General features: G+C 70.8%; 14 protein-coding genes. All 14 read right to left on the bottom strand.

Going from position 1 to position 12,907, the window contains the following annotated elements:
* Window positions 1-4: 4 nt before the first annotated feature.
* Window positions 5-556, bottom strand: a complete 552-nt coding sequence (locus ACIQPT_RS30760; protein ID WP_401160598.1) for an adenine phosphoribosyltransferase — start codon at window positions 554-556, stop codon at window positions 5-7.
* A gap of 3 nt (window positions 557-559) precedes the next feature.
* On the bottom strand, window positions 560-1,645 hold the full coding sequence (gene secF / locus ACIQPT_RS30755; protein ID WP_401160597.1) for a protein translocase subunit SecF: 1,086 nt from the start codon (window positions 1,643-1,645) through the stop codon (window positions 560-562).
* Between the two features lies 1 nt (window position 1,646).
* Window positions 1,647-3,431 carry a protein translocase subunit SecD gene (secD, locus tag ACIQPT_RS30750; RefSeq protein ID WP_401160595.1) on the bottom strand — a complete coding sequence of 595 codons (1,785 nt, stop codon included), beginning with the start codon at window positions 3,429-3,431 and terminating at the stop codon, window positions 1,647-1,649.
* A 150-nt stretch (window positions 3,432-3,581) separates the two neighbouring features.
* A complete protein-coding gene (yajC, locus tag ACIQPT_RS30745; RefSeq protein ID WP_401160593.1) occupies window positions 3,582-4,055 on the bottom strand; it encodes a preprotein translocase subunit YajC in 474 nt (157 codons plus the stop codon).
* A gap of 166 nt (window positions 4,056-4,221) precedes the next feature.
* Complete coding sequence (ruvB, locus tag ACIQPT_RS30740) at window positions 4,222-5,310, bottom strand: Holliday junction branch migration DNA helicase RuvB (RefSeq protein WP_401160591.1); 1,089 nt, start codon at window positions 5,308-5,310, stop codon at window positions 4,222-4,224.
* 29 nt (window positions 5,311-5,339) lie between these two features.
* On the bottom strand, window positions 5,340-5,966 hold the full coding sequence (gene ruvA, locus ACIQPT_RS30735) for a Holliday junction branch migration protein RuvA (protein WP_401160589.1): 627 nt from the start codon (window positions 5,964-5,966) through the stop codon (window positions 5,340-5,342).
* A complete protein-coding gene (ruvC, locus tag ACIQPT_RS30730; protein WP_401160587.1) occupies window positions 5,963-6,595 on the bottom strand; it encodes a crossover junction endodeoxyribonuclease RuvC in 633 nt (210 codons plus the stop codon). The genes ruvA and ruvC overlap by 4 nt, the downstream gene beginning before the upstream one ends.
* A 163-nt stretch (window positions 6,596-6,758) precedes the next feature.
* Complete coding sequence (locus ACIQPT_RS30725; RefSeq protein ID WP_026242063.1) at window positions 6,759-7,511, bottom strand: YebC/PmpR family DNA-binding transcriptional regulator; 753 nt, start codon at window positions 7,509-7,511, stop codon at window positions 6,759-6,761.
* Between the two features lie 61 nt (window positions 7,512-7,572).
* Entirely contained in the window at window positions 7,573-8,205 is a 633-nt protein-coding gene (gene pdxT / locus ACIQPT_RS30720) for a pyridoxal 5'-phosphate synthase glutaminase subunit PdxT (RefSeq protein ID WP_401160585.1), read from the bottom strand.
* A gap of 6 nt (window positions 8,206-8,211) precedes the next feature.
* A complete protein-coding gene (gene pdxS / locus ACIQPT_RS30715; protein WP_018960500.1) occupies window positions 8,212-9,132 on the bottom strand; it encodes a pyridoxal 5'-phosphate synthase lyase subunit PdxS in 921 nt (306 codons plus the stop codon).
* Between the two features lie 163 nt (window positions 9,133-9,295).
* Entirely contained in the window at window positions 9,296-9,844 is a 549-nt protein-coding gene (locus tag ACIQPT_RS30710) for a hypothetical protein (protein WP_401160583.1), read from the bottom strand.
* Window positions 9,845-9,900: 56 nt separating this feature from the next.
* Window positions 9,901-11,061: a glycosyltransferase family 4 protein gene (locus ACIQPT_RS30705; RefSeq protein WP_401160582.1), complete on the bottom strand. Its 1,161-nt coding sequence runs from the start codon at window positions 11,059-11,061 to the stop codon at window positions 9,901-9,903.
* Window positions 11,058-11,981, bottom strand: a complete 924-nt coding sequence (locus ACIQPT_RS30700; protein WP_401160580.1) for a phosphatidylinositol mannoside acyltransferase — start codon at window positions 11,979-11,981, stop codon at window positions 11,058-11,060. The genes ACIQPT_RS30705 and ACIQPT_RS30700 overlap by 4 nt, the downstream gene beginning before the upstream one ends.
* Window positions 11,978-12,682 carry a phosphatidylinositol phosphate synthase gene (gene pgsA / locus ACIQPT_RS30695; protein ID WP_401160578.1) on the bottom strand — a complete coding sequence of 235 codons (705 nt, stop codon included), beginning with the start codon at window positions 12,680-12,682 and terminating at the stop codon, window positions 11,978-11,980. The genes ACIQPT_RS30700 and pgsA overlap by 4 nt, the downstream gene beginning before the upstream one ends.
* Window positions 12,683-12,907 lie beyond the last annotated feature (225 nt).

Here is a 12,907-nt window from a genome sequence, read left to right as displayed (position 1 = left end):
CGGCTCAGACCGTGATCAGCGCCTCCAGCGGCGCTCCGGCGAGACCCGGCTCCAGGCGGGCCCGGCCCGCGAGGAAGCCGAGCTCCATGAGGACCGCGACGCCCGCGACCCGGGCGCCGGCCCGCCGGATGAGCTCCAGTGAGGCCTCGGCGGTGCCACCGGTGGCGAGGACGTCGTCGATGACCATGACCCGGTCGTCGGCGTCGAGGTCCTCGGCGTGGATCTCGATCTCCGCGCTGCCGTACTCCAGCTCGTAGGACTGGCTCAGCGTGGCTCCGGGGAGCTTCCCTGCCTTGCGGACCGGGATGAAGCCGATGCCCGCCCGGACCGCGACGGGCGCGGCCAGGATGAAGCCGCGGGCCTCCAGCCCGACGATCTTCGTGGCGCCGTGCCGTACGCACAGCTCCGCGAGGGCGTCGGTGAGCGCCGTGAAGGCCACCGGGTCCGCGAGCAGCGGGGTGATGTCCTTGAACATCACGCCCGGCTTCGGGTAGTCCGCGACATCGCGGATCCGGCTGAGCAGCAGCTCCCTGGTGGATTCGGTGGTGCTCGTCATCGCTCAGCGCTTCCCGGGGGTGCGGTGCGACCGGGGGCGGCCGATCGCCGTGCCCGCGGTCTCGGCGCTGTCCAGTGCGTCCTGGGGGCCGTCGTCGTCGGGCGACTCGCCCTTGGCGGCCGCGGCGGCCCGCTTGGCCAGGACCCGCTTCTTCAGGGCCTTCATCTGCGGGTCGCGTTCCTTGAGGTCGGCGACGAGCGGCGTGGCGATGAAGATCGAGGAGTAGGCGCCGGCGGCGAGACCGACGAACAGCGACAGCGAGATGTCGTTCAGCATGCCCGCGCCGAGGACGCCGCCGCCGATGAACAGCAGACCGGCCACCGGCAGGAGCGCCACCACCGTGGTGTTGATGGAGCGGACGAGCGTGCTGTTGATCGACCGGTTGGCGATCTCGCTGTACGTGAAGCGGGTCTGCTTGGTGATGTCCTTCTGGCCCTCCTTGAGGCTGTCGAAGACCACCACCGTGTCGTACAGGGAGTAACCGAGAATGGTCAGCAGACCGATCACCGTGCCCGGGGTGACCTCGAAGCCGACCAGGGCGTAGACACCGACCGTGATGGTGATGTCGTGGATCAGCGCGATGAGGGCGGCGACGGCCATCCGCCACTCGAAGGCGATGGCCAGATAGATCACCACCAGGATCATGAAGACCCCGAGACCGGTCCACGCCTTGTTGGCGATCTGCTCACCCCAGCTGGGGCCGACCAGGTCCGCGTTGATGTCGTTGGCCGGGATGCCGAGCTCGTCGGAGAGGGTCTCCTTGATCTCGTTGGCCTTGGCGGTGTCGACCTCGGTGATCTGGATACGCAGACCGCCGTTGCCGAGCTCCTGGACGATGGCCTGGTGCCCGGAGGCCTCGGTCGCCACGTCCGTGGCCTGGGAGGTCGAGATCTGGGCCTTGGTGTCGGTCGTGAAGACCGCGCCGCCCTTGAACTCGATGCCCATGCGGAGGCCGCCGACCGCCACGCCGATGATCGCCGTGATGGTGATCAGTATCGAGATGCCGTACCAGATCTTGCGGTTGCGGATGAAGTCGTAGCCGACCTCGCCGCGGTAGAGCCGGGCGCCGAGATTGCCGAGTCGCGACATCTCACGCCTCCTTCGGTTCGGTGGGGGCGTTGACACGGCGCGTGCGGCGCAACGGCGGCTGGGCACCGAGCCGCTTCGGGTCCAGACCGGACCACGGACCGCCCTTGGAGAAGAACTTCGTCCGGCCCATGAGCGTCATCAGGGGCTTGGTGAAGAGGAACACCACGACGACGTCGAGGAGCGTGGTGAGGCCGAGCGTGAAGGCGAAGCCCTGCACCTTGCCGACGGTGACGATGAAGAGCACCGCGGCGGCCAGGAACGACACGAAGTCGGAGACCAGGATGGTGCGCCGGGCACGCGGCCAGGCGCGCTCGATGGCCGGACGGAGCGTGCGTCCCTCGCGGATCTCGTCTCTGACGCGTTCGAAGTAGACGATGAAGGAGTCCGCTGTGATGCCGATGGCGACGATGGCGCCGCAGACCGCCGGGAGGTTCAGCGCGAAGCCGATGGCCGGGCCCAGCAAGGCCATGATCGCGTACGTCAGGAGGCCGGAGACCAGCAGGCTGAGCAGCGCGATGAACGCGAGACCCCGGTAGTAGACGACCAGGTAGATGATGACCAGCGCCAGACCGATCGCACCGGCGATCAGGCCCGCCTGGAGCTGCTCGCTGCCGAGCGCCGCGGTCACCGTGGTGACGCTGACCTCCTTGAAGGTCAGCGGGAGTGCACCGTAGGACAGGATGTTGCCGAGGTCCTCGGCCGACTGCTGGTCGAAGCTGCCGGAGATCTGGGCGTTCTTGCTGAGCGCCGTGCGCACCGAGGGGGCGGAGACGACCTCGCCGTCGAGGACGATCGCGAACTGGTTCATCGGCGGCTGCTGCTGCGAGAGCCGGCTGGTGATCGTCTGGAACTTCTTCGCGCCCTTGGAGGTGAACTCCATCGACACGATCCACTCGCCGGTCTGCTGCTCGATGGCGCCCTTGGCGTCGTCGACGTCGCTGCCGGAGACCTCGGCCGGGCCGAGCACATACTTTTCGTAGCTGCCCGGGACGTTCGAACCGCAGGCGACGATCGAGTCGGTGGGCTTGGCGTTCTTGCCGGCCTCGGTCCGCTGCTTGGGGTCGGTGCAGTCGAGCTTGGCGAACTCCTCCTGGAGCTTGGCCGTGGCCGGGTCCGCGGAGGGCGAGGCCTCGGGGGAATCGGACGGCTTCGGCTTGTCGGAGGCGCCGGGGGTCGGGTCGTCCTTCGTCAGGGCGCCGGTGACCGCGCGGCCCTGGGTGGTGGCGCTCGCCGAGGGGGTGGCCTCCGAACCGGTGGCCTCCTCGGGCTTGTCCTCGTCCTTGGCCTTGTCCTCACCCTCGGCGGACTCGCCGGGCTTCGGGGTGGCACTGCCGGAGGGAGTCGCCGAGCCGGAGGGCTCGGGCGCCTCGGGGCCGCTCGCCTGAACCGCCAGAACGGGCCGGAAGTAGAGCTGGGCGGTGGTGCCGACCTGCTCCTGGGCCTGCTTGGAGTTCGTCCCCTTGGGGATGTTGACGATGATGTTCTTCGAGCCCTGGGTCTGGACCTCGGCCTCGGAGACACCCAGACCGTTGACACGCCGCTCGATGATCCCGACCGCGGTGTCCATGTTGGTCTGGTTGATCGCGTTCGGCTTGCCGGGCTGGTTCTGCGCTTCCAGCGTGATCGACGTCCCGCCGGCCAGGTCGATGCCCAGCCGGGGCGTGGTGTGCCCGGACAGGAACAACCCGCCGGTGAGCGCGACCATGGCGATGAGGATCAGAGCCAGGGAACGCCCCGGCCTGCCCTGACCGCCGGACGGCCCTCGGCCCTTCTTGGGTGCTGCCACCTTCTCGTTTCTCCCTGTCCAACCGCCCCGCGCCGGGTACGCGCCCGAGCGGCCACGAAGTGTAGTGGGGACCCTGCCCCCGCAGACGACCGCACGGTCCCGGGGACGCCGCCCGCCGGTGGGCGTGCGACGTCCCCGGGATCGTGAGAACTACTTGGAGTCGGCCTCGCCGTCGGTCTTGCCCTCGCCCTTGGCGTCCTTGACGTCCTTGACGGCGGCGTCCTCGGTGTCGTCGGCGTCGGCGTCGCCCTTGACCAGGTCGATCTTGGCGTCGTCGGGCTCACCGGTCAGCGAGGAGGCGTCGTCGGGAACGACGGTGCCGTCCGCGTCCAGCTCCTGGTCGTCGCCGTGCACGATGCGGTTGTACTCCGCGTCGTCCAGGACGGCGCCGATCGAGTTCTTCGCGTAGATGGCGTGCACGCCGGGGGCGACCTCGAGGAGAACGGTGTCGTCGTGGACTTCCTTGACGGTGGCGTACATCCCCCCGATCGTCCGGACGCCGGTACCGGGCTGCATGTCGCTGCGCATCTGCGCGGCCGCCGCCTGCTTCTTCTTGGCGGAGCGGGTCATCAGGAACATGGCCCCGATGAGCACGATGAAGGGGAGGAGAGTCAAGATATCCACGGGACGGGAATTCCTTCGCACGACCGCGCTGGAATGCGGCCTGTATATACGGGGGTGGGTACACCGACCGGTAAGGGCGGCATCGGCGGAGTCTAAGCGAGTCCGCATCGATGGAACAACGCCCAGCATGGCACCGGGGTTCCTGTACACGCGAACCTGTGACGCATCACGCCCCGAACAGGCCCTGTTGTCCCTTTGCTCCGTGCTGCGGCGGAACCAGTCCCAGATGCGCCCAGGCCGCCGGGGTGGCGACGCGGCCGCGCGGGGTCCTGGCCAGCAGTCCTTCCCGTACGAGGAAGGGCTCGGCGACCTCCTCGACGGTCTCCCGCTCCTCCCCCACGGCGACCGCCAGCGTGGACAGGCCGACGGGGCCGCCGCCGAAGAGCTTCAGCAGGGCGCCGAGGACGGCACGGTCCAGCCGATCGAGTCCGCGGGCGTCAACCTCGTACACCTTGAGGGCCGCCATCGCGATCTTCCGGTCGACCACGCCGTCCGCCTTGACCTGGGCGTAGTCGCGGACGCGGCGCAGCAGGCGGTTGGCGATACGGGGGGTGCCGCGGGAGCGTCCGGCGATCTCGGCGGCGCCCTCCACGTCGATGCCGACGTCGAGGAGGCGGGCGGATCGGTGGATGACGCGCTCCAGCTCGGCGGGGGCGTAGAACTCCATGTGCCCGGTGAAGCCGAAGCGGTCGCGCAGCGGGGGCGGCAGCAGTCCGGCCCGGGTGGTGGCCCCGACGAGGGTGAAGGGGGGCAGTTCGAGGGGGATCGCGGTGGCGCCGGGGCCCTTGCCGACGATGACGTCGACCCGGAAGTCCTCCATCGCCATGTAGAGCATCTCCTCGGCGGGCCGGGACATGCGGTGGATCTCGTCGAGGAAGAGGACCTCGCCCTCCTGGAGGGAGGAGAGGATCGCCGCGAGGTCGCCGGCGTGCTGGATGGCGGGGCCCGAGGTGATGCGGATCGGGGCGTTCATCTCGGCGGCGATGATCATCGACAGGGTGGTCTTGCCGAGGCCGGGGGCGCCGGAGAGCAGCACATGGTCGGCGGTGGCACCGCGGGCGAGGGCGGCCTTGAGGACCAGGTCGAGCTGTTCGCGGACCTTCTCCTGGCCGACGAACTCCTCCAGGTCCTTGGGGCGCAGGGCCGCCTCGACCGCGGTGTCCTCGCCGTCGAGATGGCCGGCGTCGACCAGCCGGTCGTCGAGGACCGGGCCGGTCGGCTCGTCGGTCTCGGGTCCGGTCTCGTCCCAGTTCATCAAGGGCCTCTTCGGTGGTTCGGTGCCGGTCAGCGTGCGCGGTTCAGAGTCTGCAGGGCGGCCCTCAGCAGCTGCGGCACGGGGGGTGCCGTCCCCGCGGCGACGGCGGCCTCGGCCTGCGGGGCGACGGCGTTGACGGCTTCGTCGGCCTCGCGGCTCGCGTAACCGAGGCCGATCAGGGCGGCCTGGAGCTGGTCGCGCCAGCCGGAGGTGACGGGGGCGCCGATGCCCTGCTGGCCGATGTGCGCGCCGACCGGTTCGCCGAGCCGGTCCTTGAGCTCCAGGAGCAGCTTCTGGGCACCCTTCTTCCCGATGCCGGAGACGGCGGTCAGGGCCTTCTCGTCGCCGGTGGAGACCGCGAGGCGCAGGGCGTCGGGGCTGTGGGTGGCGAGCATCGCCTGGGCGAGGCGGGGGCCGACGCCGCTGGCGGTCTGGAGCAGCTCGAACACCTGCCGCTCGTCGTCGTCCGCGAAGCCGTACAGCGTGAGCGAGTCCTCGCGGACGACCAGCGAGGTGGCGAGCTTGGCCTCCTTGCCGACGCGCAGGTCGGCGAGGGTGTGCGGGGTGCACTGGACGGCCATGCCGATGCCGCCGACCTCGATGACGGCCGTGGTCGGGGCGAGGGCGGCCACCGGGCCGGAGACGAAGGCGATCATGCGGTGCGGCCTTTCAGCGTGCGGGGCGTGCCGGGGGTGCCGGTCGTGCGAGGGGCGCCGGCCGCGCCTGACGTACGGGATGCGCCGGGAACCCCGGGCGTACGGGATGCGCCGGACGTGCGGTGCGCGGCGACCGCCTGCTGGAGGCGGTTCTGTGCGGGGGCGCGCCAGATGTGGCAGATGGCCAGGGCCAGGGCGTCGGCGGCGTCGGCGGGTTTGGGCGGTGCGTCCAGCCGCAGCAGCCGGGTCACCATCGCACCGATCTGGGCCTTGTCCGCACGGCCGGATCCGGTGACGGCCGCCTTGACCTCGCTGGGGGTGTGCAGGGCGACGGGGATGCCGCGGCGGGCGGCGCAGAGCATGGCGACCGCGCTGGCCTGGGCGGTGCCCATCACCGTACGGACGTTGTGCTGGGCGAAGACCCGCTCCACCGCCACGTAACCCGGGGAGTGCTCGTCGAGCCACTGCTCGATGCCCTGCTCGATGGCGACGAGCCGGTCGCCGAGCTCCGCGTCGGACGGGGTGCGCACGACGCCGACGCCGATCATGGTCAGCGGGCGGCCCGCGACCCCTTCGACCACGCCGACACCGCACCGGGTCAGCCCCGGGTCAACACCCAGAACCCGCATGGAGCCCCCCTGTCCTTGACGCTCGCGACACCCACTCGTTCATCTGTTCCCGCAGGCTATCGGCTCGCACTGACAATCCGTCGCAACCGACAAGACGACGGGCCGACGGGGTGTGTCCCCGTCGGCCCGTCGCACGGTGCTGTCCGCCCTGCCGGCCGTGCCGTCAGGCGTCGACCTTCTCCATGACCTCGTCGGAGACGTCGAAGTTGGCGAAGACGTTCTGCACGTCGTCGCTGTCCTCCAGCGCGTCGATGAGCTTGAAGATCTTGCGGGCGCCCTCTTCGTCGAGCTCGACCTGCATGGTCGGCAGGAAGTTGGCCTCGGCGGAGTCGTAGTCGATGCCCGCCTCCTGGAGCGCGGTGCGCACCGCGACCATGTCGGTGGCCTCGCTGACCACCTCGAAGGTCTCGCCGAGGTCGTTGACCTCCTCGGCGCCCGCGTCGAGGACCGCGCCGAGGACGTCGTCCTCGCCGAGCTCGCCCTTGGGCACGATCACGACGCCCTTGCGGTTGAACAGGTACGAGACGGAGCCCGGGTCGGCCATCGAGCCGCCGTTCCGGGTCATCGCGACACGTACGTCGGAAGCGGCACGGTTGCGGTTGTCGGTGAGGCACTCGATGAGCACCGCGACACCGTTGGGGCCGTAACCCTCGTACATGATCGTCTCGTAGTCGGCGCCGCCCGCTTCGAGACCGCCGCCGCGCTTGACCGCGGAGTCGATGTTCTTGTTCGGGACGGAGCTCTTCTTCGCCTTCTGGATGGCGTCGACGAGCGTGGGGTTGCCGTCGGGGTCCACGCCGCCGGAACGCGCCGCGACCTCGATGTTCTTGATCAGCTTCGCGAAGAGCTTGCCGCGCTTGGCGTCAATCACGGCCTTCTTGTGCTTCGTCGTAGCCCATTTAGAGTGGCCGGACATCTGCCTTCTCCTTCGCGTCACCAAAATCGAGTCGAACCCGAGAGATCCTACCGGGGTCCGCTCAGTTCACTGCGCGCACCATGTCCACGAACAGAGCGTGCACGCGATGATCGCCGGTCAGTTCGGGATGGAACGACGTAGCGAGGACATTTCGCTGCCGTACGGCGACGATGTGGCCGCCGTGCTCCGCGATGACCTCGGCCTCGGCTCCGACGGACTCGACCCAGGGCGCCCGGATGAACACGCCCTCGACGGGGCCGCCGTCGATCCCGTCGACCTCGACCGCCGCCTCGAACGACTCGTTCTGCCGGCCGAAGGCGTTGCGCCGCACGATCATGTCGATGCCGCCGACGGTCTCCTGGCCCGAAATGGGGTATCCCCTGCTCGAACGGAGTTGAGAGCTTGGGGAAGGGTCGAGGATCTTCTCGGCCAGCAGGATCATTCCGGCGCAGGTGCCGTAGACCGGCATCCCGGCCCGGACCCGCTCGCGCAGCGGCTCCATCATGCCGAAGAGCACGGCCAGTTTGGACATGGTGGTGGACTCGCCGCCCGGGATGACCAGGCCGTCGACCTCGGCGAGCTCCTCGGGACGCCTCACCGGCCTGGCCACGGCGTCCGCCGAGGCCAGGGCGATCAGGTGCTCCCGTACGTCGCCCTGGAGTGCGAGGACGCCGATCAGGGGGGTGTCGCTCATCAGTGGTTACCAGCCGCGGTTGGCGTAGCGCTCGGACTCGGGCAGCGTGTCGCAGTTGATGCCGACCATGGCCTCGCCCAGGTTGCGGGAGGCGTCCGCGATGACCTTCGGGTCGTCGTAGAAGGTGGTGGCCTTCACGATGGCGGCGGCGCGCTTGGCCGGGTCGCCGGACTTGAAGATGCCGGAGCCGACGAAGACGCCCTCGGCGCCGAGCTGGCGCATCAGCGCGGCGTCGGCGGGGGTGGCGACACCACCGGCGGAGAACAGCACGACCGGCAGCTTGCCGAGCTCGGCGACCTCCTTGACCAGCTCGTACGGGGCGCGCAGGTCCTTGGCGGCGGCGTACAGCTCGTTGTTGTCGAAGCCGCGCAGCCGGGCGATCTCGTTCTTGATCTGGCGCAGGTGGCGGACGGCCTCGACGACGTTGCCGGTGCCGGCCTCGCCCTTCGAGCGGATCATGGCCGCGCCCTCGGCGATCCGGCGCAGGGCCTCGCCCAGGTTGGTGGCGCCGCAGACGAAGGGGGTGGTGAAGGCGAACTTGTCGCTGTGGTTGACCTCGTCGGCCGGGGTCAGGACCTCGGACTCGTCGATGTAGTCGACGCCGAGGGACTGGAGCACCTGGGCCTCGACGAAGTGGCCGATGCGGGACTTGGCCATGACGGGGATGGAGACGGCCCCGATGATCTCCTCGATCATGTTGGGGTCGGACATCCGGGCCACGCCGCCGTCCTTGCGGATGTCGGCGGGGACCCGCTCCAGGGCCATGACGGCCACGGCGCCCGCGTCCTCGGCGATCTTCGCCTGCTCGGCGTCGACGACGTCCATGATCACGCCGCCCTTGAGCTGCTCGGCCATGCCGCGCTTGACGCGGGCGGTGCCGGTGGCGGGGTACTCGGCGGACTGCGGGGTGCTGGGAAGCGTGGACACGGGACCTCACTCGGTGAAAGACGCTGGATACTGCATCGCCGAGCAAACGCTGTGGGACCGGTCCACAGCAAGGGCCAATGGACAGGGCGTGGATCGTTTTGGCCCTGAATCGTTCCCCGGCCCAGGCGCCGGGGCCCCTTTCCCAGGTGCTGTGGCCCGCTTCTCAGGTGCCTGGGCGGTCCGCGAGGGCCACCGGCGGGGCGTCGTCCATCTCGAAGGCGAGCGGGAACGGCGCGTGCCCGGCCAGCCGGAAGAGCCGGACCGTACGGTGCCGGCGCAGGGCGCGGGCTGCGCGCACGGCGTCGTTGTGGAAGCGCCGGGCCATGGGGACGCGGCGTACGGCGGCGGCCAGTTCGGTGGCGGCCTCCTCGCCGCCGGGGATCTCCTTCACCGCGTCGACCTGGGCCGGTTCGCCGAAGACGGCGCGCAGGGCGGTGCTCAGTTCGCTCTCGGCGACCTCGCGGTGGTCCTCCTCGGCCTGCCGGGCGGCGTGCGCGGCCTCGTACAGGACGATCGAGGCGGCCGGGTCCAGGACGCCGGAGGTGGCCAGCTCCTGGGTGACCGAGGCGCGGCGCAGCAGTTGGGCGTCGAGGGCGGCACGGGCGGCGTCGATCCGGGAGTGCAGGCGGTCGAGCCGGCCGGCGGTCCAGCTGAGGTACACGCCGATCGCGACGACGGCGAGAACGATCCAGACGATGAGGGTTACGGTCACGGGCCCACACGCTACCGTCGCCGGAGGCCCCCGCTTCAACAGGAGGCCCCAGGGGCTCAGTCCCGTGCGAGTCCGAACCGGGCCCGCAGCCCCGGGCGTTCGTCCGCCGCGACCGAGGCGGCCCCGTCGGCCACCGTCTCGTACACCGCGAGGATGTCGGCGCCCACCGTCGCCCAGTCGAAGCGGCGTACGTGGGCCTCGCCGCGCTCGCGCAGTCCGGCCCGGCGTTCCGGGTCGCCCAGCAGCCGGATCGCGGCGGCGGCCAGCGCGTCGGCGTCCTCGTTGGCGAACAGGTCGCCCGCCGCGCCCTGGTCCAGCACCTGCGCGAAGGCGTCCAGGTCGCTCGCCAGCACCGGCGCTCCGGCCGACAGCGCCTCGACCAGGATGATGCCGAAGCTCTCGCCGCCGGTGTTGGGGGCGACGTACACATCGACGCTGCGCAGCAGCCGGGCCTTGTCCTCGTCGCTGACCATGCCGAGGAACTCGACGCGCTCGCGCAGCTCCTTCGGCAGCGAGGCCACCGCCTCCTCCTCGTCGCCGCGCCCGGCGACCAGCAGCCGGGCCTCGGGGCGGGCGGCGAGGATCGCGGGCAGCGCCTTCATCAGGACGGGCAGGCCCTTGCGGGGTTCGTCGATGCGGCCGATGAAGCCGAGGGTCTGGCCCTGCCATTCGGCCTTCGGCCCGGCCTTGGCGAAGAAGCCGACGTCGACGCCGTTGGGGATGACGACGGCGTCCCCGCCGAGGTGCTCGACCAGGGTGCGCCGGGCGTACTCGCTGACCGCGATCCGGGCGCTGATCTTCTCCAGCGCGGGCTGGAGGATCGGATACGCGGCGATCATCGCCCGGGAGCGCGGGTTGGAGGTGTGGAAGGTGGCCACGATCGGGCCCTGCGCCGCCCAGCAGGCCAGCAGGCCCAGCGACGGGGAGGTCGGCTCGTGGATGTGGATGACGTCGAACGTGCCGTCGTGCAGCCAGCGCCGCACCCGGGCCGCCGACAGGAAGCCGAAGTTCAGCCGGGCGACGGAGCCGTTGTACGGGACGGGGACGGCCCGGCCCGCCGAGACGACGTACGGCGGCAGCGGTGTCTCGTCGTCGGCGGGGGCCAGGACGGAGACCTCGTGGCCGAGCCGGATCAGGTGTTCGGCGAGGTCCCGGATGTGGAACTGCACACCACCCGGTACGTCCCAGGAGTACGGGCAGACGATGCCGATCTTCACGTGGGTTCCCCCCGGGGGTCCAGGTCGTCCAGCCAGAGGCGCTGGAGCATGTGCCAGTCCTCCGGGTGCTCGGCGATACCGCCGGCGAAGGCGTCGGCCAGGGCCTGGGTCATGGCGGAGGTCTTCTCGGCACGGGTGCCCTCCTGCGGCACCTCGACCGCCGGGTGGATGCGCGCCTTCATCACCGGTGTGCCGTCGTACCAGAGGGTCACCGGCATCAGCAGCGCGCCCGTCTGCTGGGCGAGCAGCGCCGGGCCCGCGGGCATCCGTGCGGTGGCGCCGAAGAACGACACCTCGACGCCGGACGCGGACAGGTCCCGGTCGGCCACCAGGCAGATCAGGCCGCCCGCGCGCAGCCGCCTGGCCAGGGTGCCGAAGGCGGCCCCGCCGCTGTGCGGCAGGACCTCCATGCCCAGGCCCTCGCGGTAGGCGACGAACCGGTCGTAGAGCGTCGCCGGCTCCAGCCGTTCGGCGACGGTGGTGAAGGGGACCTTCAGGTCGGTGGTGACCCAGGCGCCCGCGAGGTCCCAGTTGCCCAGGTGCGGCAGGGCGATGATTACGCCTTTCCCGGCGTCCAGGCCCTCGGTCAGGTGGTGGGTGTCCTTGACGTCGATGCTCGCCTTGATGCGCTCCGGGGTCCAGGTCGGCAGCCGGAACGACTCCATCCAGTAGCGCATGTAGGAGCGCATCCCGGCGCGGGACAGCTCGGCCAGCCGCTCCGGGCCGGCGTCGGGGACAACCCGGGCGAGGTTGGACTCCAGGCGCAGGACGCTCTTGCCGCGCCGCTTCCAGGTCTGGTCGGCGATGGTGCGGAAGAGCCGGGCGGCGGCGGGCTCGGGCAGCTTCTTGACGGCGCCCCAGCCCAGTCCGTACAGCCCGTCGGTGATCCTGCCCTTCAGGCCGGACGCGCCGGCGCTCACCGGTCGGCCTCGCTCCCCTGGCCGGCGGAACCGGTGGCGGACGCGTCCGCCGGACCGGCGGTGGCCTCCGCCGCGTCCGCCTCGGCGGATTCACGGCGTACGGTCACCACGCGCTGGACCAGCGTCACAAGGCTGCCCGCGGCGACGATCCACAGCGCGATCGGCAGCAGGATGTCGATACCGGGGACACCGAACGTGTGGAGCCCGGCGAGACCGGCGGCGACCAGCGAGATGACCAGCCGCTCGGCGCGCTCCACCAGGCCGTTGACCGCGACCGGCAGGCCGATCGACTCGCCGCGCGCCTTGGTGTACGAGACCACCTGGCCGCTGGCCAGGCAGAAGATCGCGACGGCGCACAGGATGTTGTCGTCACCGCTGCCCGCGTACCAGAGGGCGAAGCCGGCGAAGATCGCCCCGTCGGCGACCCGGTCCAGCGTCGAGTCGAGGAACGCGCCCCACCGGCTGGAGATCCCGGCCTGCCGCGCCATGTTGCCGTCGACGAGGTCGGAGAAGACGAAGATCGTGATGACGATCGTGCCCCAGAAGAACTCCCCCATCGGGAAAAAGACCAGCGCACCTGCCATCACTCCGGCCGTGCCGATGAGAGTGACCGCGTCGGGACTGACCCCGAGGCGGAGCAGCAGAGCGGCGAACGGCGTGAGGACACGCGTGAAGAATGCACGCGCGTACTTGTTCAGCATGGCCTTCCCGAGGGTTCGGTTCGCCGAGCGGCCCCTACGGCCACCGGCTGGCCCATCGTAGTCACCGCCGGTGCCTTCCTCCGGACGGGCACCCGCCGCCGGGTGTCACACCGGCCCGTGGCCCGGCCCCGCGCGGCCGGTGCGCGACGTATGGACGGGGCCCCGCTCCGGTGCCAAGCTCGAAGGACCGCGGGCGTCGCCGAAGCCGCCGCGGCGGCCTCCCCG

The organism is Streptomyces sp. NPDC091289 (assembly GCF_044757365.1).
Lineage (GTDB): Bacteria > Actinomycetota > Actinomycetes > Streptomycetales > Streptomycetaceae > Streptomyces.
The sequence above is the reverse complement of the archived record's forward strand: the minus strand, read 5'-3'. Positions and strand labels throughout refer to the sequence as shown.

Coding starts and splice junctions, on each gene's coding strand:
- ACIQPT_RS30760 (WP_401160598.1), bottom strand. CDS start 556: ATGACGAGCACCACCGAATCCACCAGGGAGCTGCTGCTCAGCCGGATC.
- secF (WP_401160597.1), bottom strand. CDS start 1,645: ATGTCGCGACTCGGCAATCTCGGCGCCCGGCTCTACCGCGGCGAGGTC.
- ruvB (WP_401160591.1), bottom strand. CDS start 5,310: ATGAACTGGGACGAGACCGGACCCGAGACCGACGAGCCGACCGGCCCG.
- ruvA (WP_401160589.1), bottom strand. CDS start 5,966: ATGATCGCCTTCGTCTCCGGCCCGGTGGCCGCCCTCGCCCCGACCACG.
- ruvC (WP_401160587.1), bottom strand. CDS start 6,595: ATGCGGGTTCTGGGTGTTGACCCGGGGCTGACCCGGTGCGGTGTCGGC.
- ACIQPT_RS30725 (WP_026242063.1), bottom strand. CDS start 7,511: ATGTCCGGCCACTCTAAATGGGCTACGACGAAGCACAAGAAGGCCGTG.
- pdxT (WP_401160585.1), bottom strand. CDS start 8,205: ATGAGCGACACCCCCCTGATCGGCGTCCTCGCACTCCAGGGCGACGTA.
- pgsA (WP_401160578.1), bottom strand. CDS start 12,682: ATGCTGAACAAGTACGCGCGTGCATTCTTCACGCGTGTCCTCACGCCG.